24 protein-coding genes and 1 riboswitch are annotated in these 25,355 nt (G+C 73.3%); of the genes, 13 read left to right on the top strand and 11 right to left on the bottom strand.

Translation table 11 applies throughout. The annotated features are described in order from the left end of the window. Positions 1-175: 175 nt before the first annotated feature. A complete protein-coding gene (locus tag ACIPXB_RS25795) occupies positions 176-2,149 on the top strand; it encodes a HelD family protein (protein ID WP_401453870.1) in 1,974 nt (657 codons plus the stop codon). 501 nt (positions 2,150-2,650) lie between these two features. On the opposite strand, the gene ACIPXB_RS25800 is transcribed toward ACIPXB_RS25795, so the two are convergent. Next, on the bottom strand, positions 2,651-3,352 hold the full coding sequence (locus ACIPXB_RS25800) for a copper homeostasis protein CutC (RefSeq protein WP_401453753.1): 702 nt from the start codon (positions 3,350-3,352) through the stop codon (positions 2,651-2,653). Positions 3,353-3,493: 141 nt separating this feature from the next. Between ACIPXB_RS25800 and ACIPXB_RS25805 the strand changes: the two genes are divergently transcribed. Further along, the gene (locus ACIPXB_RS25805; protein WP_401453754.1) at positions 3,494-4,180 is read left to right on the top strand and encodes a hypothetical protein; all 687 of its coding nucleotides are present in this window, start codon (positions 3,494-3,496) and stop codon (positions 4,178-4,180) included. Positions 4,181-4,302: 122 nt separating this feature from the next. Continuing rightward, a complete protein-coding gene (locus ACIPXB_RS25810; protein WP_401453871.1) occupies positions 4,303-5,538 on the top strand; it encodes a Cmx/CmrA family chloramphenicol efflux MFS transporter in 1,236 nt (411 codons plus the stop codon). A 16-nt stretch (positions 5,539-5,554) separates the two neighbouring features. On the opposite strand, the gene ACIPXB_RS25815 is transcribed toward ACIPXB_RS25810, so the two are convergent. Continuing rightward, positions 5,555-5,833: a DUF4031 domain-containing protein gene (locus tag ACIPXB_RS25815; RefSeq protein WP_401453755.1), complete on the bottom strand. Its 279-nt coding sequence runs from the start codon at positions 5,831-5,833 to the stop codon at positions 5,555-5,557. Further along, positions 5,830-6,210 (bottom strand): hypothetical protein, encoded by a 381-nt coding sequence (locus tag ACIPXB_RS25820; protein ID WP_401453756.1) that lies wholly within the window; start codon positions 6,208-6,210, stop codon positions 5,830-5,832. Before ACIPXB_RS25820 ends, ACIPXB_RS25815 begins: the two co-directional genes overlap by 4 nt. Positions 6,211-6,463: 253 nt before the next feature. Here ACIPXB_RS25820 and murQ point away from each other — a divergent pair, with 253 nt between their 5' ends. From murQ to ACIPXB_RS25840, 4 genes are all read left to right on the top strand, one after another. Further along, the gene (gene murQ / locus ACIPXB_RS25825) at positions 6,464-7,393 is read left to right on the top strand and encodes an N-acetylmuramic acid 6-phosphate etherase (RefSeq protein WP_401453757.1); all 930 of its coding nucleotides are present in this window, start codon (positions 6,464-6,466) and stop codon (positions 7,391-7,393) included. A 17-nt stretch (positions 7,394-7,410) separates the two neighbouring features. Beyond that, the gene (locus tag ACIPXB_RS25830; protein ID WP_401453758.1) at positions 7,411-9,066 is read left to right on the top strand and encodes a PTS transporter subunit EIIC; all 1,656 of its coding nucleotides are present in this window, start codon (positions 7,411-7,413) and stop codon (positions 9,064-9,066) included. A 171-nt stretch (positions 9,067-9,237) separates the two neighbouring features. Further along, complete coding sequence (locus ACIPXB_RS25835) at positions 9,238-9,735, top strand: hypothetical protein (protein ID WP_401453759.1); 498 nt, start codon at positions 9,238-9,240, stop codon at positions 9,733-9,735. 225 nt (positions 9,736-9,960) lie between these two features. Beyond that, positions 9,961-10,755: a DUF4328 domain-containing protein gene (locus ACIPXB_RS25840; RefSeq protein ID WP_401453760.1), complete on the top strand. Its 795-nt coding sequence runs from the start codon at positions 9,961-9,963 to the stop codon at positions 10,753-10,755. 28 nt (positions 10,756-10,783) lie between these two features. On the opposite strand, the gene ACIPXB_RS25845 is transcribed toward ACIPXB_RS25840, so the two are convergent. Next, the gene (locus ACIPXB_RS25845; protein ID WP_401453761.1) at positions 10,784-11,383 is read right to left on the bottom strand and encodes a phosphoribosylanthranilate isomerase; all 600 of its coding nucleotides are present in this window, start codon (positions 11,381-11,383) and stop codon (positions 10,784-10,786) included. A 138-nt stretch (positions 11,384-11,521) separates the two neighbouring features. On the opposite strand from ACIPXB_RS25845, the gene ACIPXB_RS25850 reads away from it, so the two are divergent. Continuing rightward, positions 11,522-12,094 carry a Uma2 family endonuclease gene (locus tag ACIPXB_RS25850; RefSeq protein ID WP_401453762.1) on the top strand — a complete coding sequence of 191 codons (573 nt, stop codon included), beginning with the start codon at positions 11,522-11,524 and terminating at the stop codon, positions 12,092-12,094. Positions 12,095-12,180: 86 nt separating this feature from the next. Here the strand turns inward: ACIPXB_RS25850 and groL are convergent, their stop codons facing one another. The 4 genes from groL to thrC form a co-directional block, all read right to left on the bottom strand. Then, positions 12,181-13,803, bottom strand: coding sequence for a chaperonin GroEL (groL, locus tag ACIPXB_RS25855; protein WP_401453763.1), 1,623 nt, complete (start codon positions 13,801-13,803; stop codon positions 12,181-12,183). Between the two features lie 345 nt (positions 13,804-14,148). Continuing rightward, positions 14,149-14,355 (bottom strand): cold-shock protein, encoded by a 207-nt coding sequence (locus ACIPXB_RS25860; RefSeq protein WP_189949539.1) that lies wholly within the window; start codon positions 14,353-14,355, stop codon positions 14,149-14,151. Positions 14,356-14,738: 383 nt separating this feature from the next. Then, positions 14,739-15,017, bottom strand: coding sequence for a MoaD/ThiS family protein (locus tag ACIPXB_RS25865; RefSeq protein WP_401453764.1), 279 nt, complete (start codon positions 15,015-15,017; stop codon positions 14,739-14,741). Between the two features lie 45 nt (positions 15,018-15,062). Then, on the bottom strand, positions 15,063-16,367 hold the full coding sequence (gene thrC / locus ACIPXB_RS25870) for a threonine synthase (RefSeq protein WP_401453765.1): 1,305 nt from the start codon (positions 16,365-16,367) through the stop codon (positions 15,063-15,065). After that, a riboswitch (SAM riboswitch) is annotated at positions 16,361-16,516 on the bottom strand. (Overlaps the previous gene by 7 nt.) 165 nt (positions 16,517-16,681) lie before the next feature. Between thrC and ACIPXB_RS25875 the strand changes: the two genes are divergently transcribed. Continuing rightward, a complete protein-coding gene (locus ACIPXB_RS25875; protein ID WP_401453872.1) occupies positions 16,682-17,680 on the top strand; it encodes a glucosyl-3-phosphoglycerate synthase in 999 nt (332 codons plus the stop codon). Positions 17,681-17,823: 143 nt separating this feature from the next. Further along, positions 17,824-19,290: a trehalose-6-phosphate synthase gene (locus ACIPXB_RS25880; RefSeq protein WP_401453766.1), complete on the top strand. Its 1,467-nt coding sequence runs from the start codon at positions 17,824-17,826 to the stop codon at positions 19,288-19,290. A 42-nt stretch (positions 19,291-19,332) separates the two neighbouring features. Here ACIPXB_RS25880 and otsB read toward each other — a convergent pair whose 3' ends face one another. From otsB to ACIPXB_RS25895, 3 genes are all read right to left on the bottom strand, one after another. Beyond that, positions 19,333-20,214, bottom strand: a complete 882-nt coding sequence (gene otsB, locus ACIPXB_RS25885) for a trehalose-phosphatase (RefSeq protein WP_401453767.1) — start codon at positions 20,212-20,214, stop codon at positions 19,333-19,335. 125 nt (positions 20,215-20,339) lie between these two features. Next, positions 20,340-20,576, bottom strand: coding sequence for a DUF3263 domain-containing protein (locus tag ACIPXB_RS25890; RefSeq protein ID WP_401453768.1), 237 nt, complete (start codon positions 20,574-20,576; stop codon positions 20,340-20,342). Positions 20,577-20,675: 99 nt separating this feature from the next. Next, positions 20,676-21,908 carry an extracellular solute-binding protein gene (locus ACIPXB_RS25895; protein WP_401453873.1) on the bottom strand — a complete coding sequence of 411 codons (1,233 nt, stop codon included), beginning with the start codon at positions 21,906-21,908 and terminating at the stop codon, positions 20,676-20,678. Positions 21,909-22,181: 273 nt separating this feature from the next. On the opposite strand from ACIPXB_RS25895, the gene ACIPXB_RS25900 reads away from it, so the two are divergent. From ACIPXB_RS25900 to ACIPXB_RS25910, 3 genes are all read left to right on the top strand, one after another. Next, on the top strand, positions 22,182-23,114 hold the full coding sequence (locus tag ACIPXB_RS25900) for an ROK family protein (RefSeq protein ID WP_401453874.1): 933 nt from the start codon (positions 22,182-22,184) through the stop codon (positions 23,112-23,114). Beyond that, positions 23,114-24,274 (top strand): N-acetylglucosamine-6-phosphate deacetylase, encoded by a 1,161-nt coding sequence (nagA, locus tag ACIPXB_RS25905; RefSeq protein ID WP_401453769.1) that lies wholly within the window; start codon positions 23,114-23,116, stop codon positions 24,272-24,274. Before ACIPXB_RS25900 ends, nagA begins: the two co-directional genes overlap by 1 nt. A gap of 92 nt (positions 24,275-24,366) precedes the next feature. Next, the gene (locus ACIPXB_RS25910) at positions 24,367-25,284 is read left to right on the top strand and encodes a 1-phosphofructokinase family hexose kinase (RefSeq protein WP_401453770.1); all 918 of its coding nucleotides are present in this window, start codon (positions 24,367-24,369) and stop codon (positions 25,282-25,284) included. The last annotated feature ends 71 nt before the right edge of the window (positions 25,285-25,355 follow it).

The following is a 25,355-nucleotide window of genomic DNA, read 5'->3' on the forward strand; positions in this document are numbered from 1 at the left end:
TACCCGTCGTCCGTCACGCAGCTCACCTGGAGGCAGTTCCGTGTCCGCGCCCGTGCCCGTGCCCGCCGCCGAGACCGACCCCGACGCCGGGACCGACCCCGCCACCGCGGACGCGAGCGATCCGCTCGGCCGCGAGCGGGCCCATCTCGCCGCCTCCCGCTCCGCACTGCGCGCGATGCGCGAGGACGTGGAGTCCCTCGACATCCGCGACGTCACCGCGAACTGGGTCAACTCCCTCGTCCTCCAGGCCCAGATCGACGACCGCATCAAGGCGCTGGCCGACCTCTCCCACACCCCGCTCTTCTTCGGCCGCCTCGACTACCTGCACGCGCCCGGCGCGGACCAGGCCGAGGGGGCGGAGGGCGAGCAGTTCTACATCGGCCGCCGCCACGTCCACGACGCCGACGGCGACCCCATGGTCATCGACTGGCGCGCCCCGGTCTCCCAGCCCTTCTACCGCGCCTCCAAGAAGGACCCGCAGGACATCGGGCTGCGCCGGCGCTTCGGCTACACCGGCGGCGAGCTCACCGCGTACGAGGACGAGCACCTGTCCGACCCCGGCGAGGCCGCGGCCGTCAGCAAGCTGCTCCAGCAGGAGATCGAGCGGCCACGCGTCGGCCCGATGCGCGACATCGTCGCCACCATCCAGCCCGAGCAGGACGAGATCGTGCGTTCCGGCCTGTCCGGCTCGGTCTGCGTGCAGGGCGGCCCCGGCACCGGGAAGACGGCCGTGGGCCTGCACCGGGTCGCGTACCTCCTCTACGCCCACCGCGAGCGGCTCGCCCGCACCGGCACGCTGGTCATCGGGCCGAACCGTTCCTTCCTGCACTACATCAAGCAGGTCCTGCCCGCCCTGGGCGAGCTGGAGGTCAAGCAGGCCACCGTCGAGGACCTGGTGGCGGGCGGCCTGGAGATCCGCGGTACGGACGCGGCGGCGACGGCGGTCGTCAAGGGCGACGCCCGGATGGCGGAGGTGCTGCGTCGGGCCGTACGGTCACACGTCACGCTGCCGTCGGAGGCACTGATGGTGGTCCGCGGCTCGCGCCGCTGGCGCGTCCCGGCGTACGAGCTGACGGAGATCGTCGAGGAGCTGCTGGCCCGCGACATCCGCTACGGCGCGGCCCGCGAGGCCCTGCCGCAGCGGATCGCGCACACGGTGCTCGTACGGATGGAGCAGGCGGGCGAGGCGCCGGACGACCGCGTGCAGGACGCGGTGGCGCGCAACGCTGCCGTGAAGGCGGCCGTCAAGGCGATCTGGCCGGTGGTGGACCCGGCGAAGCTGGTGCTGCGGCTGCTGTCGGACGCGGAGTTCCTGGCGGAGCACGCGGAGGGTGTGCTGTCGGAGGCGGAGCAGGGGCTGCTGCTGTGGGCGAAGCCGTTCCGCAGCGTGAAGTCGGCGAAGTGGTCGGCGGCGGACCTGGTCCTGATCGACGAGGCGGCGGACCTCGTGGACCGGACGCCGTCGCTGGGGCACGTGGTCCTCGACGAGGCGCAGGACCTGTCGCCGATGCAGTACCGGGCGGTGGGCCGGCGCTGTACGACGGGCTCGGCGACGGTGCTCGGCGACCTCGCGCAGGGCACGACGCCGTGGGCCACGCGCAGCTGGACGGAGGCGCTGGAGCACCTGGGCAAGCCGGAGGCGGTGCTGGAGGAGCTGACGGCCGGTTTCCGCGTACCGCGCGAGGTGATCGCGTACGCGTCGCGGCTGCTGCCGGCGATCTCGCCGGGGCTGGCGGCGGTGTCCTCGGTGCGTGAGACGCCGGGCTCGCTGACGGTCTCGCCGGTCCCGGACCTGACGGCGGCGGTGGTCGACGCCTGCCGGGCCTCGCTGGCGTACGAGGGGTCGATCGGTCTGATCGCCGCGGACGAGCGGATTCCGGAGCTGGCGCGGGCGCTGGAGGAGGCGGGGCTGGCGTACCTGGCGCCGGGCGAGGAGACGACGGCGGCGGCGCGGCTGACGCTGGTGCCGGCGTCGCTGGCGAAGGGTCTGGAGTACGACTACGTCGTGCTGGACGAGCCGGCGGCGATCGTGGCGGGCGAACCGGACGAGCGGACGGGGCTGCGCCGGCTGTACGTCTGCCTGACCCGAGCGGTCTCGGGGCTCACCGCGCTGCACGCGGCCCCGCTGCCGGCCGCGCTGGCGGCGTAGCCCCGGCCGGCGGCTGCGCGGCCCCGAGCGCCGACCGGGCCGAGGGCGGGGCCGCCGCCGGGCCGCCGGCCCGGGGCCGCCGTCCCGCGTCCCCCGCGCACCGGTGGGAAGGGTGCCGGTGGTTCCGGGCCGGGCCCCGGACACGGCCGGCCTTGCGGGGGCTCCGCCCCCACGCCCCCGCGCCTCAAACGCCGGCGAGGCTGGATTGGTGCCCGGCGGCGCTGAACGGTCGACCGAGGCAGAGTGGGCCGACCGGCCGAGGCAGGGCCGGGCCGACCCGGCGGACGGCAAGGCGGGCCAGCCCGGCAGACGGCAAGGCAGGCCAGCCCGGCGGACGGCAAGGCAGGCCGACCCGGCGGACGGCAAGGCGGGCCAGCCCGGCAGACGGCAAGGCAGGCCGACCCGGCGGACGGCCGCCCTGCCGGGGGCAGGGCGGGGCCAGCCCGGCAGACAGCAGCGCGGGGGCTCCGGCGAACGGTGAGGGGCGCCGTGGGACGGGGGTCAGTCCAGGGCTTTGCGCCAGTGGGTTACCGCCGCCGGGGAGACCGGGCGGGCCCAGCCGTCCGGCCTGGCCGCTCCGCCGATGTGGAACGCGTCCACCCCCGCCTCCCGCAGCACCGGGAGGTGCCCCAGCTCCAGGCCGCCGCCCACCAGCAGCCGCGCCCCGTACCCCGGCTCGCCCCGCCGGCCCGCCGCCGCCTCGGTGACCAGCACGGGCAGCCCGTCCGCCACGCCCCGCGCCGAGCCCGCCGTCAGGTACGTGTCCAGCCCCGGCACCTCCGCGAGCGCCTTGCGCAGGCCGTCCCGGTCCGCCGCGCGGTCGATGGCCCGGTGGAACGTCCACCGGCAGCCCTCCAGGGCCTCCGCCAGTGCCTCCACGGCCGCCAGGTCCGGCGTACCGTCCGCGTTCAGGAAGCCGAGGACGAACTCCCGCGCCCCCTCCGCCCGCAGCGCCCGCGCCTGCGCCACCAGCGCCGCCACCGCCGCCGCGTCGCCGGCCGCGAAGCCGTCCGCCGCCCGCAGCATCACGCGCACCGGGATGCCGACCGCCGCGCGGACCGCCGCGAACGTCGCGAGCGACGGGGTCAGCCCGTCCGCCGCGATGTCGGTGACCAGCTCCAGCCGGTCCGCCCCTCCGGCCTCGGCCGCGATCGCGTCCTGCGCGTCGAGGGCGATCACCTCCAGCAGCGCACGGTTGCTCATCTGACCCCATCCTTCGGTAAGCGGCTGGTATGCACAATAGGTCTAGTCCAATATCCAGGGTACGGGCCCGCTCCCGCGCACCACCAGCACAATCACGCCAGCCCCTGACGCGCACCCGGCCGCCCCCGCCACACTGTCCGCATGGCATCCGAATCCGAATCCGCATCCGCATCCGCATCCGAGACCAGACCGGACCAGCAGCGGCTCCGGCGCCGCTGGGCCGCCACCGCCACCGCGGCCGGCGCCCGCCGCGACCCGGGGCCGTACGCCGACCGCCTGCTGGCCGCGTGGGCGGAACCGCAGCGCCGCTACCACACCACCGCCCACCTGACCGCCGTACTCGACCACGTCGACACCCTCGCCGCGCACGCCGCCGACCCCGACGCCGTACGCCTGGCCGCCTGGTTCCACGACGCCGTCTACCGCCCCGACCGCTCCGAGAACGAGGAGCGCAGCGCGGCCCTCGCCGAGCGCGCCCTGCCCGAGCTGGGCCTCGACGCCGACCGCACCGCCGAGGTGGCACGCCTGGTCCGGCTGACCGTCACCCACGACCCGGCCCCCGGCGACACCGACGGCGAGGTGCTCTGCGACGCCGACCTCGCGGTCCTCGCCGGCTCACCGGACGCGTACGCGGCGTACGTCGCCGCCGTGCGCGAGGAGTACGGCTTCGTCCCGCCGGACGCCTTCCGCGCCGGCCGTGCCGCCGTCCTGCGCCAGCTCCTGGATCTCCCGCGGCTCTTCCGCACCCCGTACGGCACCGCCCACTGGGAGGGCCCGGCCCGCCGCAACCTCGCCGCCGAGCTTGCGGAGCTCTCCGAGACCACCTAGCCCACACCTAGCCCGCCGGGCGGGTGCGTGTAGGGGGAATGCAATGGGGTTCGCGTCGGTTGATCACCCATATGCCTGCTGCCGACAAGAACTCCCGTCCCCGGTCCCGCGCCCGTACCCGCATGCCCGTCGCCGTCTACGTCCTGGGTCTCTCCGTCTTCGCGCTCGGCACGAGCGAGTTCATGCTCTCCGGGCTGCTGCCGCCCATCGCCGACGACATGGACGTCACCATCCCGCAGGCCGGACTGCTCATATCCGCCTTCGCGATCGGCATGGTGATCGGCGCGCCGCTGCTGGCCGTGGCCACGCTGCGCCTCCCGCGCCGCACCACACTGATCGCGCTCATCACCCTTTTCGGCCTCGGCCAGGTCGCGGGCGCGCTGGCCCCCTCGTACGGGCTGCTGTTCGCGTCCCGCGTCGTGTCGGCCCTCGCCTGCGCGGGCTTCTGGGCCGTCGGCGCGGCCGTCGCCATCGCCATGGTCCCCACGGACGCGCGCGCCCGCGCGATGGCCGTGATGATCGGCGGTCTGTCGATCGCGAACGTGCTGGGCGTCCCGGCCGGCGCCTTCCTCGGCGAACACCTGGGCTGGCGCTCGGCCTTCTGGTCGGTCGGCGCGGCGTCCGCCGTCGCGCTCGTCGGCATCCTCGCCCTGATCCCGCGGATCCCGCTGCCCGCCGAACGGCCCACGCTCCGCCGCGAGCTGCGCATCTACCGTGACCGCCAGGTGTGGCTGTCGATCGGCGTCACCGCGCTCGCCGCGGGCGGCGTGTTCTGCGCGTTCAGCTACCTCTCACCGCTGCTGACGGACGTGGCCGGGCTGGACTCGGCGTGGGTCCCGTGGATCCTGGGCCTGTTCGGGGTCGGCGCGCTGGTGGGTACGACGATCGGCGGGCGGGTCGCGGACGCGCACCTGTTCGGCGTGCTGATCTGGGGCATCACGGCGTCCACGGTCTTCCTGGCCGCCCTCGCCCTGCTGGCGCCCGTACCGGTGGCGGTGGTCGCGCTGGCGTTCCTGCTGGGCGTCTCGGCGTTCTTCACGGCCCCGGCGCTCAACGCCCGCATGTTCAACGTCGCCGGCGCCGCCCCCACGCTGGCGGGCGCGACGACCACGGCCGCGTTCAACCTCGGCAACACCGGCGGCCCCTGGCTCGGCGGCACGGTCATCGACGCGGGCGCCGGCTTCGCCGCCACCGCCTGGGCGGGCGCGGCGATGACGGTGGCGGCCCTGGCCCTGGTGGCCGTCGCCCTGCGTCTGCACCGCCGTACGCCGCCCACCCCGACCCGCGTGATCGCGTCCTCGGCGACGGCCACGTCGGCGGACCCGTCCCCCTGCCCCGATCGCGCCCCGGCCCCGTAGCCCCCCAGGGCGAGGGCTACCGCTGCGGCGCCGGCGGGCGGTGCTTGGGGCGGCGCAGACCGGCCTCGGTGAGCCGGCGCACCAGTTCCTTGCTGCCGATCTGTACGGCGCCGGCCGCCACCGCGTCGTCGTAACGGTAGGACGGGACGTCGTAGTGGTCCCGGTCGAAGGCCTTGGGCGGGCAGCCGATCGAGGCGGCGAACGTGTGCAGTTCGTCGTACGAGACATCGCTGACCAGGTGCGACCACATGCGGCCGTGACCGGGCCAGGTGGGCGGGTCGATGTACAGCGTCACTCGGCGAAGCCTCCGAGGACCGGGCCGAGCGCACCGACCGCGGCGACCTTCACGCCCGCCTTGCCGCACACCCAGTGCGGGTCGGGGCCGAGTTCGGGCTCGATGTCGAGCGCGTGCGGGTCGCCGTGGCTGCAGACGGGACAGAGCGGCCAGCGGCCGTACCTCTCCAGGAGGGCGTCCTGGACGTCCTGGGCGACGAGCCCGGGGAGGTAGTCGAGGCCCTCCGGCCACTGCTCCACCCACCAGCGGCGGTGCACGACCGAGTCCTCGACGAGGGAGACGACATCGGACTCGGCGACCTCGCCCGCGACGAGATCGGCGAGTACCAGAGCGCGGGCGGCGTGAAGCGCCTGTTCCATGGGGGTCGCGTGGTCCATGGGCCCATTGTGAACCCCGCACCCCCGGGGACGAAGGCCCGGCGAAGGGCCATCTGCCCCACCTGGCCTTGTGGCTCCTTGACCCTCGGTCCGCCTGAAAATACGTTTCCGAGGTGACGAGGCCCCTGACGCACCCCGTGACACACCACCGGACCGCCACCCCGCCCGCCCGGGGCCACGACCGCGCCGTCACCGGCCCACCACCGGACCGTCACCGGACGGACACCGTACGCAGCCGCATCCCAGGAGCCCCGTGTACGCCGAACTCCGCGCCCAGCTCGACACCCTCACCACCGAGGCCTTCCGGCCCGAACTCGCCGAGATCGACCGGCTCTCCACCCTCGACCTCGTCCGCACCATGCACGCCGAGGACGCCACCGTCCCCGCAGCCGTCGCCGCCCGGCTGCCGCACATCGCCGACGCCATCGACGCCATCGCCGCCCGTATGACCGACGGCGGCCGGCTCGTCTACGCCGGCGCCGGCACCGCCGGCCGGCTCGGGGTCCTGGACGCCAGCGAGTGCCCGCCCACCTTCAACACCGACCCCGCCCAGGTCGTCGGGCTGATCGCGGGCGGCCCCACCGCCCTCGTCACGGCCGTCGAGGGCGCCGAGGACTCCGCCGAGCTCGCCGCCGCCGACCTCACCGCCCTCGGCCTCGGCCCCCGCGACACCGTCGTCGGGATCTCCGCCTCCGGCCGCACCCCGTACGCCGTCGGCGCCGTCACCTTCGCCCGTACGCGCGGCGCGCTCACCGTCGGCCTGTCCTGCAACGCCGGCTCCCCGCTGGCCGCGGCCGCCGACCACGGCATCGAGGTCGTCGTCGGCCCGGAGCTCCTCACCGGCTCCACCCGGCTGAAGGCCGGCACCGCCCAGAAGCTCGTCCTGAACCTGATCTCGACGATCACGATGATCCGCCTCGGCAAGACGTACGGGAACCTCATGGTCGACGTCCGCGCCTCCAACGAGAAGCTGCGCGCCCGCTCCCGCCGCATCGTCGCCCTCGCCACCGGCGCCCCCGACGACGAGATCGAGGCGGCCCTGACCGCCACCGGCGGCGAGGTCAAGCACGCCATCCTCGTCCTCCTCACGGGAACCGACGCCGCCGAGGCCGCCCGCCGCCTGGACGCGACCGGGGGCCACCTCCGCGCCGCGCTCACGCCCCTCCACCCCACGACCGCCTAGGCGAGGGCACGACCACCATGGCTCCTGACGACAGCGACCGGACCGGCGACCGGAGCAGTGACCGGACCGGCGACCGGAGCAGCGCCCCGAACGGCAACCCGAGCAGCGACAAGCACCGCGCCACCGCCGCCGCGCTGCTTCCCCTCGTCGGCGGCCCGGACAACGTCACCTCCGTCGCGCACTGCATGACCCGCCTGCGCCTCGGCCTGCGCGACCGCTCCCTCGTCCAGGACGAGGCCCTGCGCGCCCTCCCCGCGGTCCTCGGCGTCGTCGACGACGACACGTACCAGATCGTCCTCGGCCCCGGCGCCGTCGCCCGCGTCACCCCGGAGTTCGAAGCCCTCGTCGAGGCGGGCCGGAGCACCGCACCCGCGCATGGAGCCGGCGTCACCGCCACCGGACCCGGCGTCACCGCCACCGAAGGCGTCACCGCCACCGGACCCGGCGTCACCGCCGCCGAACTCGCCGCCCGCGGCGCCGCCCTGAGGTCCGCTCAGAAGGCCCGCAACGCCACCCCGCTCAAGCTCGCCCTGCGCCGCATCGCCAACATCTTCGTCCCGCTCATCCCCGCCCTCATCGGCTGCGGCATCATCGCCGGCCTCAGCGGCCTGCTCACCAACCTCGGGCAGCTCCCCTCCCTCGTCCCCGCCCTGGCCGCCATCGCCTCCGGCTTCCTCTCCCTCATCGCCGTCTTCGTCGGCTACAACACCGCCAAGGAGTTCGGCGGCACGCCCGTCCTCGGCGGTGCCGTCGCCGCGGTCATCGTCTTCCCGGGCGTCGCCAAGATCACCGTCTTCGGCCAGCCCCTCTCCCCCGGCCAGGGCGGCGTCCTCGGCGCCCTCGCCGCGGCCCTCCTCGCCGTCCACGTCGAGAAGTGGTGCCGCCGCCGCGTCCCCGAGGCCCTCGACGTACTCCTCACCCCGACCCTGACCGTCCTGGTCACCGGCCTGATCACCCTCTACGGGCTGATGTACGCCGCCGGCGAGGTCTCCCGCGCCATCGGTACGTTCGCGAGCTGGCTCCTCGGCTCCGGCGGCGCCCTCGCCGGCCTCGTCCTCGGCGGTCTGTTCCTCCCCCTGGTGATGCTGGGCCTGCACCAGGCCCTGATCCCCATCCACACCACCCTCATCGAGCAGCAGGGCCACACCGTCCTGCTCCCCATCCTCGCCATGGCCGGCGCCGGCCAGGTCGGCGCGGCGGTCGCCGTGTACCTGCGCCTGCCCCGCAACCCCTCGATCCGCGCCACCGTCAAGTCCGCGCTCCCCGCCGGGTTCCTGGGCGTCGGCGAACCCCTCATCTACGGCGTCTCGCTCCCCCTCGGCCGCCCCTTCGTCACCGCCTGCATCGGCGGCGCGGCCGGCGGCGCCTTCGTGGGCCTGCTCCACCAGCTCGGCGTGGCCGTCGGCGCCACCGCCATCGGCCCCTCCGGCTGGGCCCTGTTCCCGCTCCTGGACGGCTCGTCGGGCATGGGCGCGACGCTCGCCGTGTACGCCGCGGGCCTCGGCGTCGGCTACGTCACCGGTTTCCTCGCCACGTACTTCTTCGGCTTCACCCGCCGGATGCTCGCCGACCTCGACACCGGCCCGGACCCCGGCCCGGACCCCGGCACCACCCCGGCCGCGGCCGAGGCTCCAGCCGCGGCTCCGGCCCCTGCGACAACTCCGGTCCGCTGACCACTCGCCCGCCGCGCGCCGAGGCGTCCTTCTGCTTCTCCTGCCACGAAGTACGCCTGACCGGACCGGCGGTGACGCCGGATCTGGCCACCCAGTTCTTCGACGCCGACAGCCCGCAGGCCCAGGACCTCCTGGCCCGCCTGCGCGCGTCCGGGGACGTAGATTGACCCGATGGGCCTCATGAACATGCTGACGGGTACGAAGCACCCCGCGAGCGGCGTCGTACCGCGCCCCACCCAGGAACTCCGGGCCGCGCTCCTCGCCCTCGACCCGCCCGAGGGACCCTTCACCGTGCGGGAGGGCGCCCTCGTCGGAGCCGACGTCCTGGCGGAGTGGCGGGTCCGCGAATCCGGGCCCGGGACCTCGGTGAACCGCGTCTACCAGATACGCCTGCGCCTGGTCCCGGACCGCCGCGAGGTCCGCGCCCTCGAACTCCAGCGGGAGGTCACGCGGCGCGGCAGCGGCGGCTCCGGACCGGCCGTGGCGGCCAAGTGGACCCGGGGCCCGGTCCGTACGGTCTCCAAGGAGTGGACGGTCGAACGCGGCCCCGACGGCCGCCGCCGCCTGGTCCAGACGTCCTGCTGGCGCTCCTCGGACATGCGGCTGCCGCTGCGCGACGCCGTCCTCGCCGCCGGCTGGACCTGGCGCGGCGTCCTCTTCAAGCTCTGACCCCTACAGCCCGCTACCGGACCCCGCCCCCGTCGGGATCACCCTGAACACCGAGGCCCTGAAGGACTTCGCCTCCTAGCCGCCCTGACGCTCTGACGCTCTGACGCTCTGACCAGCGGAAACCGTCTGGACTCCGGGACCGGGACCGGCATATCTTCTCCGGGCCCCCGCCCGCCCGGCGGTGGCCTTCCGCCTGTCATCCGTTCCCGTGGGGGTCCACCCGTCATGTCCTTCAGCCCGCCCGGCTCACCGCCGCCCGCGCAGCCGTTCCCGCAGCCCGGACCGGCCCCGTACCAGGTCCCCCAGCAGGGCCATCCCTACCCCGGCGGGCCCGTCCACATGGTTGCGCCGGCCCCCCACGACGTGCTGCGTTCCCCGCAGGGCCTCGCGACGGCCCTGACCTGGCTGCTCGGCGCCGCGACCGCGGTACACCTCTTCTCCGCGGGCGCCGGCGCGTACGAGCAGGCGTGGCTGCGGGGGTTCTCGGGGGACGTCCACTTCGACGACCTCGAACTCGGCCTGTCCCCCGCGCTCACCATCCTCGCCGGACTGCTCCAGCTGCTGACGGTGCTGCCCACGATCGTCGTCTTCATCATCTGGTTCCACCGCGTACGGAGCAACGGCGGCATCTTCCGCCCCGACGGCTTCACCCTGGGCCGCGGCTGGGCCATCGGCGCCTGGTTCGTCCCCGTGGCGAACCTGGTCATGCCCTGCCGGATCGCCCTGCAGACCTGGCGGGCCAGCACCCAGCGCGGCCCCGACGGCTCCGACCGCCCGGCGCCCGTCGCCCTGCTGATGTCCTGGTGGGCGTTCTGGGTCCTGGGGGCGATCCTGGGGCGTGTCTTCAGCAGGATCTACATGTCGGCCGACACCGTGGACGAGCTGCTCCCGGCGGGACGGCTCGGCATCGCCGCCGACCTGGTCACCATGGTCGCCGGCGTGCTCGCCGTCCTCTTCGTCCGCAGGCTGACGGCGATGCAGAACACGATGGCGACCGAGGGCCCGTACGCGCGGGCCTGACGGGGCCGGCCCGGACGCCACCGGGCCGCTAGCCGCGGGCGGCCTCGACGAACGCGCGGATCAGGTCCGGGGACTTCACCCCGCGCGCGCTCTCCACCCCGCTGGACACGTCCACACCCCACGCGCCGGTCACGGCGACGGCCTCGCGGACGTTGACCGGGGTCAGCCCACCGGCGAGCAGCCAGCGGCCCTCGGGGGCGGTGAAGTCGGCGGAGCCCCAGTTCCACGGCTTGCCGGAGCCGGGGTCGGGGGCGTCGAGCAGCAGCAGGTCCTCGCCGTACTCGCCGCAGCGCCGGACGTGTTCGGCGGTGGCCCGCAGCAGGGTCCGGCCCTCGGTGCGCAGCGCCCGGTAGTACTCCGGGCCCTCGTCCCCGTGCAGCTGCACGCCCCGTACGCCGCTCTCCTCGGCGAACCGCCGCACCTCGTCGACCGGCTGCCCGCGGAACACCCCGACCGTCAGCACGTGCGCCGGCACCCGCGCGGCCAGCCGCCGCCCGGTGGCGGCGTCGACCGTACGCGGACTGCCGGGCGCGAAGACGAACCCGACGGCGTCGGCCCCGGCGGCGACGGCGGCGTCGACGTCCGCGTCGGTCCGGAGCCCGCAGATCTTGACGAAGAGATCACCCATGCCGTCCAGTCAACCAAACCGACCCGATCGAGGGGCGGTCCGTCTCGGCACCCGGGCACGGCCGCCCCCGCGCGGCCAGCCTGGAGTGAGCACGGGTTCACGCACAGCACGTTCACGCGGAGGACAACGGTGGCGATCATGATCGAACGGCCCACACCGATAGAGCAGGCGGCACCGCCGACGTTCGAGACGCTCCTGCGCACGGTCGAGGAGATGGATACGCCAGACGGCTTCAAGGCCGAGCTCATCCGGGGGAAGATCATCGTGTCACCGTGGTCCATGCGGCGTTACTACCTGCCCATGACGGCGCTGCGCGAGCAGCTCCAGGCCCACGCCCCCGAGGGGCACGTCGCGGACATCGGTCCGTTCCTCTTCGAGTTCCCCGCAGCCGGGCGCGCCTACGGCCCCGATCTCTATGTGGTCGAGAAGGCCAACTTCGAAGGTGACGGGCGGCATCTGGACGGGGCCGCGCTCTCCCTGGTGGCCGAGTTCACGTCCATCTCCACCAGGGACGCGGACTGGACCGAGAAGCTCGACGTCTACGGCTCGCTCGTCCCTGTCCACCTGGTCGTCGACATGCAGGGCTCGGAGATCACCTGCTTCGCCGATCCTTCGCCGCACGGGTACCAGTCGCGCAAGACGGTGCCCTTCGGCAAGCCGCTCGGCGTGCCGGAGCCGTTCGGCTTCGACATCGACACCTCCGGCTTCTAGCGCCCGGCGAACGCGCCCGAGGGCGGCACCCCCCTGATGGGGAGTGCCGCCCTCGGTCGGAGAACAGCCGATCAGCGCGGGGCCGATCAGAAGTCCATGTCACCGCCCGGCATGCCGCCCGGAGCACCGGCCGCGGCCTTCTCCGGCTTGTCGGCGATGACGGCCTCGGTGGTGAGGAAGAGCGCGGCGATCGACGCGGCGTTCTGCAGCGCGGAGCGCGTGACCTTCGCCGGGTCGATGATGCCCTCGGCGATCATGTCCACGTACTCGCCGGTCGCGGCGTTCAGGCCCCAGCCCACGGTCAGGTTGCGGACCTTCTCCACGACGACGCCGCCCTCGAGACCACCGTTGACGGCGATCTGCTTGAGCGGGGCCTCCAGGGCGAGCTTCACGGCGTTGGCGCCGGTCGCCTCGTCACCCGAGAGCTCCAGCTTCTCGAAGACCGCGGAGGCCTGGAGCAGGGCCACGCCACCACCGGCGACGATGCCCTCCTCGACGGCCGCCTTCGCGTTGCGCACGGCGTCCTCGATGCGGTGCTTGCGCTCCTTGAGCTCGACCTCGGTCGCGGCACCGGCCTTGATGACGGCGACGCCACCGGCGAGCTTCGCCAGGCGCTCCTGGAGCTTCTCGCGGTCGTAGTCCGAGTCGGAGTTCTCGATCTCGGCGCGGATCTGGTTGACGCGGCCCTGAACCTGGTCGCTGTCACCGGCACCGTCGACGATCGTGGTCTCGTCCTTGGTGATGACGACCTTGCGAGCGCGGCCGAGCAGGTCCAGGCCCGCGTTCTCGAGCTTGAGGCCGACCTCCTCGGAGATGACCGTGCCACCGGTGAGGATGGCGATGTCGCCCAGCATGGCCTTGCGGCGGTCGCCGAAGCCCGGGGCCTTGACGGCGACGGACTTGAAGGTGCCGCGGATCTTGTTGACGACCAGGGTCGACAGGGCCTCGCCCTCGACGTCCTCGGCGATGATCAGCAGCGGCTTGCCGGACTGCATGACCTTCTCCAGCAGCGGAAGGAGGTCCTTCACGTTGCTGACCTTGGAGTTGACGATCAGGATGTACGGGTCGTCGAGCGACGCCTCCATACGCTCCATGTCGGTGGCGAAGTACGCCGAGATGTAGCCCTTGTCGAAGCGCATGCCCTCGGTGAGCTCCAGCTCCAGACCGAAGGTCTGGGACTCCTCGACGGTGATGACGCCTTCCTTGCCGACCTTGTCCATGGCCTCGGCGATGAGCTCGCCGATCTGGGTGTCGGCGGCGGAGATGGAGGCCGTGGAAGCGATCTGCTCCTTGGTCTCGACATCCTTCGCCTGCTCCAGCAGGGCGCCGGAGACGGCCTCGACGGCCTTCTCGATGCCGCGCTTCAGAGCCATCGGGTTGGCGCCGGCGGCCACGTTGCGCAGGCCCTCGCGGACGAGCGCCTGGGCCAGGACGGTCGCGGTGGTCGTACCGTCACCGGCGACGTCGTCCGTCTTCTTGGCGACTTCCTTGACCAGCTCGGCGCCGATCTTCTCGTACGGGTCCTCCAGCTCGATCTCCTTGGCGATGGACACACCATCGTTGGTGATCGTGGGGGCGCCCCACTTCTTCTCAAGGACGACGTTGCGGCCCTTGGGGCCAAGGGTGACCTTGACGGCGTCGGCGAGCTGGTTCATGCCGCGCTCGAGACCGCGCCGGGCCTCCTCGTCGAACGCGATGATCTTGGCCATGTGAAGTGGTCCTCCCGGACGGATGGGGTCTCCCCTGCTCGAACGCAGTTGAGAGCTTGGGGAAGGATTGCCTTCGGACCGTGTGGCGCCCGCGACGGACGGCCTGCCTGCCCCGCGGTTCCTTCCCGCCGGGCCTGCGGGCCTCACCGACCCGGTCCTCGTCTTTATCACTCTCCCCCGGAGAGTGCTAACGCCAATGATTAGCACTCGCCCCCCTCGAGTGCAAGCGGCTCCCGGGAAACGGACCCGGCCGCCCCGGCGGTGCCCGGGCATGCGAAGGGCCCGCACCCCCCTCCGGGATGCGGGCCCCTCGTACGTTGCCGGTGGTGGTCGATCGCGCCGGGACTAGCCGATGGCGAGCTTGACCATGTCCGCCTGCGGACCCTTCTGGCCCTGCGAGATCTCGAACTCGACCCGCTGACCCTCTTCAAGGGTGCGGTACCCGTCCATCTGGATCGCGCTGTAGTGGACGAACACATCCGCACCACCGTCGACCGCGATGAAGCCGTAGCCCTTCTCCGCGTTGAACCACTTGACGGTGCCCTGAGCCATGCCTAACTCCCCTATTACTGGCCCTTGCGCAGGACCGCACTTCGCGGTCCCGGGTCAGAACTTGCGCCGGAACGCCTCGACCGCGGCTGAATGTATCTGCACCAGTGCTGTCTGCAACAGGTCATTCCGACGAGAATTCTGGACACGCGGATACGCTGAAATCCAGTGAAAAGTTGGCATATTCCAGGGCAACTCGGACCCGGCATATCGCGCCAAAGCCCCATACCGCGCGCGCACATTGACCCAATGTCGACCATGCCGCGGCGCCGCCATATGCGGCGGGCAAGAACAGGGCGTGGGACTTCCCCAACTCTACCGCGCCCAAGCAAGCAGAATTGCCCCCTCCGCTTTTGCGGAAGGGGCAATTCAGATGCTTGCGCGTGTCAGCAGCCGCCGGCCACCGCGGGGATGATCGAAACGCCCGCGCCGTCCGGCGTCGCCGTCTGCAGACCGCCCTCGAAGCGCACGTCGTCGTCGTTGACGTAGACATTCACGAACCGGCGCAGTTTGCCCTGGTCGTCCAGGACGCGCGCGGCGATGCCCGGGTGGTTCTTCTCCAGGGACTCGATGACCTCGGCCAGGGTCGTGCCCTCGGCGGGGACCTCGGCCCGGCCGCCGGTGTACGTGCGCAGGATGGTGGGGATACGGACGTTGACGCTCATGGCGCTACCGCCTTTCCGTGGTGCAGGAGAGAGAGGAGAGGGGGATCAGGCCAGGCCGGCGGCGCGGAACGCGTCCAGGCTCGGGCGGATGGTGGCGGTCTGGCCGCTGTCGGCGGCGACCGCCTCCAGGGTCTTGAGGCCGTCACCGGTGTTCAGGATCACGGTGGTCAACGACGGGTCCAGGACACCGTTCTCGATGAGCTTCTTCGTCACGCCGACGGTCACTCCGCCGGCGGTCTCCGCGAAGATGCCCTCGGCCCGCGCGAGGATCTTGATGGCCTCGACCACCTGCTCGTCGGTGACGTCCTCGACGAAGCCGCCGGTGCGGCGCGCGATGTCCAGGACGTAGGGGCCGTCGGCCGGGTTGCCGATGGCCAGCGACTTGGCGATGGTGTTCGGCTTCTGCGGGCGGACCACGTCCTGGCCGGCCTTGAAGGCAGTGGACACCGGGGAGCAGCCCTCGGCCTGGGCGCCGAAGATCTTGTACGGCTTGTCCTCGACCAGGCCCAGCTTGATGAGCTCCTGCAGCCCCTTGTCGATCTTCGTCAGCTGCGAGCCGGACGCGATCGGGACGACGATCTGGTCGGGCAGCCGCCAGCCGAGCTGCTCGCAGATCTCGTACGCGAGGGTCTTGGAGCCCTCGCCGTAGTACGGCCGCAGGTTGACGTTGACGAAGCCCCAGCCCTCGCCCAGCGGGTCGCCGATGAGCTCGGAGCAGAAGCGGTTGACGTCGTCGTAGTTGCCCTCGATGCCGACCAGGTCACCGCCGTAGACCCCGGCCATGACGACCTTGCCCTGCTCCAGGTCGTGCGGGATGAACACGCAGGAGCGGAAACCGGCGCGGGCGGCGGCGGCGCCGACGGCGCCGGCCAGGTTGCCGGTGGAGGAGCAGGACAGGGTGGTGAAGCCGAAGGCGCGGGCGGCCTCGACGGCGATGGCCACGACACGGTCCTTGAAGGAGTGCGTCGGGTTGCCGGAGTCGTCCTTGACGTAGAGCTTGCCGGTGACGCCGAGCTCCTTGGCCAGGTTCTCGGCGTCGACGAGCTTGGTGAAGCCGGGGTTCAGGCTGGGCTTGCCGGCCACGTCGGCGGGGACGGGCAGCAGCGGCGCGTAACGCCAGATGTTGTTCGGGCCCGCCTCGATCGCGGCGCGCAGCGCCTCGGGGTCACCGGCCGGGAGCTCGTAGGCCACTTCCAGCGGACCGAAGCACTCGGCACAGGCGAAAATGGGGCCGAGCTCGAAACGGGTACCGCATTCGCGACAGGAGAGCGCGGTCGCGGGACCGAGGTCGACGGTGGTGGTGGTTCCGGCGGTCTGTGCAGCCATGACGGCGAGGCCCTTTCTCCTCATCTTCCTCGTGACGCACTTCGCCACGAGACGGATTTGGCACCTTCCCTAGCCGGGGACCTCGCTGCGTGTTGCGTACGCAGTCGCGAGAACCGACTGGAGGGTTGCCGGGGCTTCAACGGGCCGTTTCCCTCTGCCCCTCTGGATGAGCGGTATGGCACCGGGCGTCGCGCTCCTAGGCGCGGGTCCGGGCGTTTGTGCACGAGGGCCCCCGACGTGCGAGGGTCCTTCGCGTTGTTCAAGACTGTAACTGAAGGGTCGGGCCGTTGAGACAGCCGTCCGATCCGCGAGATGGATCACACCGGGGAGTGCTGAAGGTGCTGGAAGAGGTGGAGCGCTGGCTGGCCGACCGCTCCTGGGCCGCCGCCGACCGACCGCTCGACCAGCTGGTTTCCGCGAAACGGGCAGCCGGGACGACGGTCAGCGTGGTGCTGCCCGCGCTGGACGAGGAGGCCACGGTCGGGGCGATCGTGGAGACGATCCGGCGGGACCTCATCGAGGCACTGCCCTTCCCTCTGGTGGACGAGCTGGTGGTGGTCGACTCGGGCTCGAGCGACGGCACCGCGAAGGTGGCCGCCGCGGCCGGCGCCCGGGTGGTGCACCGCGACGCGATACTGCCGCGGATCCCGGCGCTGCCGGGCAAGGGCGAGGTGCTGTGGCGCTCGCTGCTGGTGACGAGCGGCGACATCGTCTGCTTCGTCGACGCCGACCTGCGCGACTTCTCGTCGGTGTTCGTGTCGGGGATCGTGGGCCCGCTGCTGACCGAGCCGGACGTGCAGTTCGTCAAGGCGATGTACGACCGCCCGCTCGGCGCGGGACCCGGCACGACCCCCGGCCGGGGCGAGCAGGGCGGCCGGGTGACCGAGCTGGTCGCGCGCCCGCTGCTGAACCTGCACTGGCCGCGGCTGGCCGGCTTCGTCCAGCCGCTGGGCGGCGAGTACGCCGTGCGCCGCTCCCTGCTGGAGCGGCTGCCCTTCCCCGTCGGCTACGGCGTGGAGCTGGGCCTGCTGGTCGACGCCCTGCACACGGTGGGCCTGGACGCCCTGGCCCAGGTGGACGTGGGCGTACGGCTGCACCGGCACCAGGACGGCCTGGCGCTGGGCCGGATGGCGGCCGCGATCTACCGCACGGCGCAGCTGCGGCTCTCGCCCGGGCACTCCCCCGGCCAGCGCCGGGGGTACCCCGCCGTACGGCCGGAGCTGACGCAGTTCGAGCGCGGACCGGAGGGCTTCGTACCGCACACGTACCCGGTGGACACGCAGGAGCGGCCGCCGATGCTCGACATCGAGGAGTACGCGCCGCACCGCGTGGCGTGAGCGCGGGCGACGTCGCGGACCCCCCTGACCCCCGTGACCCCCCTGACCCCGCGGCCGACCGGCCGGGAGTGGCGTTGGTCTCGCCGCGGCGCGGGCTGCGGTACGGACGTTTGAGCGGGAGCGGCCCCGGCTAGGTTGGCCGCATGGCTTCCCAGGTACTCGTCGCCGCCAACCGCGGCCCGCTCACGTACGCCCTCGCCCCCGACGGCACCCTCGACGCCCGGCGCGGCGGCGGCGGTCTCGTCTCCGGTCTCTCCGCCGCCCTCGCGGAGCAGCCGGAGGCGCTGTGGATCTGCGCGGCCCTCTCCGACGCCGACCGCGAGGCGGTCCGCCGGGGCGTTTCCGAACCAGGCGTCCGGATGCTGGACATCGATCCCGCCGTCTACCACGACGCGTACAACGGCATCGCGAACTCGGTGCTGTGGTTCACCCACCACGGCCTGTTCGACATCCCGCGCGAGCCGGTCTTCGACACCGCCTTCCGGCACCGGTGGGACTCCTACGTCGCCTACAACCGGGCCTTCGCCGAGGCGCTGGCCGAGGAGGCGGCCGAGGGCGCGGCCGTGCTCGTGCAGGACTACCACCTGGCCCTGGTCCCCAACCAGCTCCGCACCCTGCGCCCCGACCTGCGGATCGGCCACTTCTCGCACACCCCGTGGGCCTCGGCCGACCAGCTGGACATGCTGCCCGACGAGATCCGCGCCGAGCTGCTGTGGGGCATGCTCGGCGCGGACGTCGTCGGTTTCCACACCTGGGGATGGGCGAACCGGTTCCTGGCCGCGTGCCACCTCGACGACGCCACCGGGATCGCCGACCCGCACTTCTCCGCCGGCCCGCAGGAGCGGTACGTCACGCAGGTGCGGCGCTCGGCGCCGCGCCACAAGCGGGCGGACGTGGTGGCGTACCCGCTGGGTGTGGACGGCGAGGACCTGCGGGCGCTGGCCGGCCGGCCGGAGGTCGACGAGCGCCTGGCGGCCCTGCGGGCGGAGGCGGGCGGCTGCCGCACGATCGTGCGCGTGGACCGCACGGAGCTGTCGAAGAACGTGGTGCGCGGGCTGCTCGCGTTCCGGGAGCTGCTGGAGGTCTACCCGCAGTGGCGGGGGCAGGTCGTCCACTTCGTCTTCGCGTACCCCTCGCGGCAGGACCTGCAGGTCTACCGCGACTACACGGCGCGGGTGGGCGAGCTGGCCGAGGAGATCAACGCCGAGTTCGCGACGGAGGACTGGCATCCGGTGCACCTCTACGTCAAGGACGACTTCGCACGCTCGCTGGCGGCGTACCGGCTGGCGGACGTGGCCCTGATCAACCCGGTGGCCGACGGCATGAACCTGGTGGCCAAGGAGATCCCGGTGGTCTCGGACGCGGGCTGCGCGCTGGTGCTGTCGCGGGGCGCGGGGGCGTACGAGGAACTGCGCGCCGACGCGTTGACGGTGAACCCGTACGACATCTCGGAAACGGCGGACGCCCTGCACGACGCCCTGTCGATGCCGGAGGAGGAACGCACGGCCCGCACCCGCCGCCTGGCGGAGAAGGCGACGTCCCTCCCGCCGGCCGCGTGGTTCCGGTCCCAGCTGGCGGACGTCCGCGAGAGCGGCCCGCGCCGGGGCTAGGGCCGGTCCGGCGCAGGTCTGTCCGGCCCTGGCCCCGGTTGCCTAGGCCGGGTCGCCGTCGCGGGTGCGCAGTTCCTCGGCGAGGGCGGCGAGGAACGACGCCACTTCGCCCGGGCCCGACAGCACCAGGTCGGCGCGGGCGGCCAGTTCCGGGACCTCCGCGGAGCCGCTGCACACCAGGAGGCCGGGCAGGCCGTCCGTACGGCGCTTCTCGACCGCCGCGTAGGCGGCGAGGTCGCCGAGGTCGTCGCCCGCGTACAGGACGGCCCCGGCGCCGGTCTCGTCCAGGTACTCGGTGAGCGCGACGCCCTTGTCCATGCCCGGCGGGCGCAGTTCGAGGACGGCCCGGCCGGGCTCCACGATGAGCCCGTGGGCCTGCGCCAGCTCGGAGAGGGGCTCCCGCAGCGCCTCGAAGGCGGCTGCCGGGTCCTCGGCGCGGCGCGTGTGGACGGCCAGCGCCCGGCCCTTCTCCTCGATCCAGGTGCCCCGCCACGCGCCGATGGAGTCCAGGAACCCGGGCAGTTCGGCGCGCACGGCGGCGACGCCCGGGTGTTCGGCGGGGGTGTGGACGATGCCGCTGACCGCGTCCCACCGCTCGGCCCCGTAGTGGCCGAGGACCACCAGGTGTTCCAGGCCCGGCACGCCCGCGAAGCCGCCGTAGCGGACGGCGACCCCGGCCGGCCGGCCGGTGACCACGGCGACGGCCGCCACCCGCGGCGCGAGCGCGGACAGGGCGGGGACGGCGTCGGGGTGGGCGCGGGCCTGGTCGGGGTCGGGGACGATGTCGGCGAGGGTGCCGTCGAAGTCGAGCGCCACCACGGAACGGCGTGGTGCGCGGAAGAGGGCCTGGAGTCCCTCGCGTCCCGCGGCGGTGGCGGGCACCGGCAGATGGTTCGGCAGGTCGTGCGGATGGCTGCTCCCCATGGCTACGACCCTACCGGCGCCGCCCGCCACCCGCCCAGCCCTTGGCAGAAGGACCGGGGCCCACCCGGGCCGCGCCGGAGGCCGGCCTTCGGCGAGGGGCCGGGACGGGCCCGGCGGGCGCACCGCTACCGGCGGGCGCGCTGGGCCTCGCGGATGCGGCGCAGGCGGTTCACCGTGCCGGGGGCGTGCGCGAGGGCGCGCGGGTCGTCCATCAGCGCGTTGAGCAGCTGGTAGTAGCGGACCGGGGTCAGCCCCAGTCCCTCGCGTATCGCCCGTTCCTTGGCACCGGGACCCGGCCAGGTGCGCGCCTCGTACGCGAGCACGGCGGCCTCGGTCGCCGTCAGCTGCGCGTCGTCCGTCATACGGCCACATTAACGCCGGGCTCCGACAGCCCTCCCCGGGCCCGGACAGCCGTACCGGCGCCCCGGGCCCGGGGGCCGGAGGGTCCGGCCCCGTGGGGCTCAGTTGGCGTCGTCCGCGCGGGCCGACGTGGCGATCTCGCCCAGCGTGCGGGACGGCTGGCCGCCCGGGGCGACCGCCTTGCCGATGTTCTGCTTGATGCTCTCGCTCACGCCCGGCCACGAGTTCTTGCCCGCCGGGTAGAGCCGCGAGCCCGGCAGGGCCTGGAGGAAGGTCTTCAGCGGGGTGCTGCCGCCGCCGGTGCTGGCGTTCACCGCGCGGAAGCCGCTGCTCGTGACCGGCAGCAGGTCGTAGGCGCTGGTGAACGTGGTCTGGTTCTTCGCCTCGTACACGAAGTCCAGGAACTTGCCGGACTCCTTCCGGTGCGCGCCCTTGAACGCCATCATCCAGTCGGCGACGCCCATCGTCGGCTTGTCGGCGCCGTCGACCGTCGGCAGCTCGACCATGCCGAACCTGATCCCCTTGGCCGCGGCCTGCTTCATCAGCGTCGGGTGCCCGTTGAGCATCCCGACCTCGCCCCTGGCGAAGGCGTCGAACGCGGCCTGGCGGTCGAGGCGGGCCGGCTCGACGGGGCCGGTCAGGCCCTGTCCGACCAGCTTGTCGCGCAGGAACTCGAGGGTCTTGACGTTCTCGGGGGAGTCGATCGCGTACGACTCCTCGCCGTCGGTGTAGCCACCGCCGCCCGCGAGCAGCCACATCATGGTCTCGGCCTGCGCCTCCTCGCGGCCCAGCGGCAGCGCGAAGGGGGTCGGGACGTTCGCGGCCTTCAGCTTCTTCGCGGCCGCCTCCAGGTCCGCCCACGTCCGGGGCTGCCAGGCGCGCCCGCCCGCCGTGATGCCGGCGTCGGCGAACAGCTTCTCGTTGTAGAACAGCAGCCGCGTGCTGGCCACGAACGGCATGCCGTACTGCACCCGCCTGACCTTGCCCGCGTCGGCGAGCGGTCCCAGGAAGTCGGCCTCGGTCTGTACGGAGAGCAGCTCGTCGGTGGTGTAGAGCTTCCCGTCGGCCGCGTACTGGGCGTACGCGCCGATCTGCGCGATGTCGGGCGCCTTGCCGGCCTTGACCATGTCGGCGACCTTGGCGTCGACCTCCGACCAGGAGTAGACGCTGACCTCGACGTTGACGCCCTTGTGGTCCTGCTCGAAGGCGGCGGCGAGGTCCTTCCAGTACTTCGCGGACGAGTTCGACGGATTGTCGCCGTAGTCGGCCGCCACGACCCGCAGGGTCACCTCGTTGTCCCCGGAGAGGCCCAGGCTGCCGCAGCCCGACAGCATCACGGACAGCGACAGCACGGCGCCCGTCGCGGCCAGGCTCCGGTTCCGGCGGTTCCGGTGGTTCCGACGGTCTCGACTACGGCTTCCGGCCTTCACAGCTCTCTGTCCACCCCTGATGTGTACGTACGATGCACATAAGGTCTACACCACTTTGGCGGCCCGCCCACAACCGGAGGCCAGACACCGCCCGGATTTTGTATGGCCACTCAACAAAGCCCCCCAATGGACTAGACCTTTCCCCGCCGAGCACGCGAGACTGTCCCTGTGAAACCCGTGAAACACGTCATCGCCCTCGATGTGGGCGGCACCGGGATGAAGGCCGCCCTCGTCGCCGAGGACGGCGGCCTGCTGCACCAGGCACGCCGCGCGACCGGCCGCGACCGGGGCCCCGACGCCGTCGTCGAGTCGATCCTCGGCTTCGCCGCCGACCTGCGCGCCCTGGGCGCCGAGCGCTTCGGCGTGCCCGCCGCGGCCGCCGGCGTCGCCGTCCCCGGCATCGTCGACTCCGAGCACGGGATCGCCGTCTACGCGGCGAACCTGGGCTGGCGCGACGTACCGCTGCGCGCCCTGCTCAGCAGCCGCCTGGGCGGCATCCCGGTGGCCCTCGGCCACGACGTGCGCACGGGCGGGCTCGCCGAGGGGCGCATCGGCGCCGGCCGCGGCGCCGACCGGTTCCTCTTCGTCCCGCTGGGCACCGGCATCGCCGGCGCCATCGGCATCGACGGGCGCATCGAGGCCGGCGCGCACGGCTACGCGGGCGAGATCGGGCACATCGTGGTCCGCCCCGGCGGCCCCGCCTGCGGCTGCGGGCAGCGCGGCTGCCTGGAGACCCTGGCGTCCGCCGCCGCCGTCTCGCGCGCCTGGGCGGCCGTCTGCGGCGATCCGGAGGCCGACGCGGCCGACTGCGCCGCGGCCGTGCGGTCCGGCGACGAGCGGGCCCGGGAGGTCTGGGAGACGGCCGTCGGCGCCCTCGCCGACGGCCTGGTCACCGCCCTCACCCTGCTGGACCCGCGCACGCTGATCATCGGTGGCGGCCTCGCGGAGGCGGGGGAAACCTTGTTCACACCACTGCGGACGGCCGTCAAGGAGCGCGTGACGTTCCAGCGGCTGCCCGACATCGTTCCGGCCGCCCTCGGGGACACCGCCGGATGCCTGGGCGCAGGGCTGCTCGCCTGGGACCTACTCGCCACGGAGGTACCTGCCTGATGTCCCCAAGCGCACACAGCACCGTTCTCTCCGGCGCCAAGGTGGTGCTGCCCACCGGGACGGTCAACGGCGGGCGCGTCATCGTCGAGGGCCCCCGCATCGCGGGCAGCGCCCCCGAGGGGGCCGGCCTGGTGGACCTGTCCGGGCACTGGATCGTCCCCGGCTTCGTCGACATGCACAACCACGGCGGCGGCGGCGCGTCCTTCACCTCCGGCACGGCCGAGGAGGTCCTGCGGGGGGTACGCACCCACCGCGAGCACGGCACCACCACCCTGCTCGCCTCCACCGTCACCGGCGAACTGGACGAACTGGCCCGGCGGGCCGGGCTGCTGGCCGAGCTGACGCAGGCGGGCGAGATCGCGGGCATCCACTTCGAGGGCCCCTTCATCAACGCCTGCCGCAAGGGCGCGCACAAGGAGGACCTGTTGCGCGACCCCGACCCGGCGGAGGTCCGCAAGCTCGTCGACGCCGCCCACGGCGCGGCCCGGATGTTCACGCTCGCCACCGAACTGCCGGGCGGCCTCGACTCCGTACGGCTGCTCGCCGAGCACGGCGTCATCGCGGCGATCGGGCACACCGACTCGACGTACGAGCAGACCCGGCGCGCCATCGACGCGGGCGCGACCGTCGCCACCCACCTCTACAACGCGATGCCCGGCATGGAGCACCGCGCGCCCGGCCCGATCGCCGCACTGCTGGAGGACGAGCGGGTCACCGTCGAGCTGATCAACGACGGCACCCACCTGCACCCGGCGATGCTGGAGCTGGCCTTCCACCACGCGGGCGCCGGCCGGGTCGCGCTGATCACCGACGCGATGGACGCGGCGGGCTTCGGCGACGGCGTCTACCACCTCGGTCCGCTGGAGGTGGAGGTCAAGGACGGCGTGGCGCGCCTGGTCGAGGGCGGCTCGATCGCCGGGTCGACGCTCACCCAGGACACCGCGTTCAAGCGGTCGGTGACGATCGACAAGCTGCCCGTGGAGTCGGTGGTGCAGGCGATTTCCGCCAATCCCGCCAAGCTCATCGGACTGTACGACGAAGTCGGCTCGCTGGAGCCCGGCAAGTACGCCGACCTGGTGGTCCTGGACGCCGACTTCGACCTCAAGGGCGTCATGCGGCGCGGCGAATGGATCGTCAGCCCCCTTCCCGGGCTGCGCTGAGGGGGTGGACGGGGCACGGCGGCCGGACCGGGGACTGGGCCCGCCGCCGTGTGTTTGGCATGATCCCGGCACCGAGAAACCCGGGGGGTGCCATGATCCTGACCGTCACGCTCAACACCGCGCTCGATGTCACGTACCGCGTGCCGCGGATGCGTCCGCACGCCTCGCACCGGGTCTCCGAGGTCACCGAACGCCCGGGCGGCAAGGGCGTCAACGTGGCCCGGGTGCTGGGCGCACTCGGCTGCGAGGTCACGGCCACGGGCTTCGCGGGCGGCCCGGTGGGCGAGGTCCTGCGCGGCCTGCTGGCCGGCGCTCCCGGTGTGGTGGACGCCCTGCTGCCGTGCGCGGGCACCACGCGGCGCACGCTGGCCGTGGTGGACGAGAGCGCCGGCGACACCACCCAGTTCAACGAGGCGGGCCCGCACATCACGCCGGCCGAGTGGGCCGCCTTCCGCGACCGGTACGAGGACCTGCTGCGCCCGGCGCGCGCGGTGGCCCTGTGCGGCAGCCTGCCGCCGGGCGTCCCGGTGGGCGCGTACGCCGTCCTGGTCCGGGCGGCCCGCGCGGCCGGCGTACCGGTGCTGCTGGACACCAGCGGTGAACCGCTGCGCCGCGGGGTCGCGGCCCGCCCCGAGATGATCAAGCCGAACGCCGCCGAACTCGCCGAACTGACCGGCTCCCGCGACCCGCTGCCCGCCACCCGCGACGCCCGCCGCCGCGGCGCCCACGCCGTGATCACCTCGCTCGGCGCGGACGGACTGCTCGCGGCCACCGCCCAGGGCACCTGGCAGGCCGCCCCACCGCGCGCGCTGACCGGCAACCCCACCGGAGCCGGTGACTCCGTGGTCGCGGGCCTGCTGTCGGCGCTGACCGAGGGCCTGGACTGGCCGGAGCGGCTGGCGCGCGCGGTCGCCCTGTCGGCGGCGACGGTGCACGCCCCGGCGGCGGGAGAGTTCGACCCCCGCACCTACGAAGAGGTACGGGGGTCGGTGAAGGTGACGGCGCCTTAGCCGGCGTGCGGCCGGGCCGGGTTCGGCTCAGCCGGGTTCGGCCCTGCTCGGTTCGGCCGCACCGGGCTCGG

The sequence above is a fragment of the Streptomyces sp. NPDC090022 genome (assembly GCF_044748145.1).
Lineage (GTDB): Bacteria > Actinomycetota > Actinomycetes > Streptomycetales > Streptomycetaceae > Streptomyces.

Coding starts and splice junctions, on each gene's coding strand:
- ACIPXB_RS25890 (WP_401453768.1), bottom strand. CDS start 20,576: ATGACGGACGACGCGCAGCTGACGGCGACCGAGGCCGCCGTGCTCGCG.
- nagA (WP_401453769.1), top strand. CDS start 23,114: ATGTCCCCAAGCGCACACAGCACCGTTCTCTCCGGCGCCAAGGTGGTG.
- ACIPXB_RS25830 (WP_401453758.1), top strand. CDS start 7,411: ATGGCTCCTGACGACAGCGACCGGACCGGCGACCGGAGCAGTGACCGG.
- thrC (WP_401453765.1), bottom strand. CDS start 16,367: ATGAGGAGAAAGGGCCTCGCCGTCATGGCTGCACAGACCGCCGGAACC.
- ACIPXB_RS25880 (WP_401453766.1), top strand. CDS start 17,824: ATGGCTTCCCAGGTACTCGTCGCCGCCAACCGCGGCCCGCTCACGTAC.
- ACIPXB_RS25910 (WP_401453770.1), top strand. CDS start 24,367: ATGATCCTGACCGTCACGCTCAACACCGCGCTCGATGTCACGTACCGC.
- ACIPXB_RS25850 (WP_401453762.1), top strand. CDS start 11,522: ATGATCGAACGGCCCACACCGATAGAGCAGGCGGCACCGCCGACGTTC.
- ACIPXB_RS25845 (WP_401453761.1), bottom strand. CDS start 11,383: ATGGGTGATCTCTTCGTCAAGATCTGCGGGCTCCGGACCGACGCGGAC.
- ACIPXB_RS25820 (WP_401453756.1), bottom strand. CDS start 6,210: ATGGACCACGCGACCCCCATGGAACAGGCGCTTCACGCCGCCCGCGCT.
- groL (WP_401453763.1), bottom strand. CDS start 13,803: ATGGCCAAGATCATCGCGTTCGACGAGGAGGCCCGGCGCGGTCTCGAG.
- ACIPXB_RS25805 (WP_401453754.1), top strand. CDS start 3,494: ATGGCATCCGAATCCGAATCCGCATCCGCATCCGCATCCGAGACCAGA.
- ACIPXB_RS25895 (WP_401453873.1), bottom strand. CDS start 21,908: ATGCTGTCGGGCTGCGGCAGCCTGGGCCTCTCCGGGGACAACGAGGTG.
- ACIPXB_RS25835 (WP_401453759.1), top strand. CDS start 9,238: ATGGGCCTCATGAACATGCTGACGGGTACGAAGCACCCCGCGAGCGGC.
- ACIPXB_RS25795 (WP_401453870.1), top strand. CDS start 176: ATGCGCGAGGACGTGGAGTCCCTCGACATCCGCGACGTCACCGCGAAC.
- otsB (WP_401453767.1), bottom strand. CDS start 20,214: ATGGGGAGCAGCCATCCGCACGACCTGCCGAACCATCTGCCGGTGCCC.
- ACIPXB_RS25800 (WP_401453753.1), bottom strand. CDS start 3,352: ATGAGCAACCGTGCGCTGCTGGAGGTGATCGCCCTCGACGCGCAGGAC.
- ACIPXB_RS25865 (WP_401453764.1), bottom strand. CDS start 15,017: ATGAGCGTCAACGTCCGTATCCCCACCATCCTGCGCACGTACACCGGC.
- ACIPXB_RS25810 (WP_401453871.1), top strand. CDS start 4,303: ATGCCCGTCGCCGTCTACGTCCTGGGTCTCTCCGTCTTCGCGCTCGGC.
- ACIPXB_RS25860 (WP_189949539.1), bottom strand. CDS start 14,355: ATGGCTCAGGGCACCGTCAAGTGGTTCAACGCGGAGAAGGGCTACGGC.
- ACIPXB_RS25840 (WP_401453760.1), top strand. CDS start 9,961: ATGTCCTTCAGCCCGCCCGGCTCACCGCCGCCCGCGCAGCCGTTCCCG.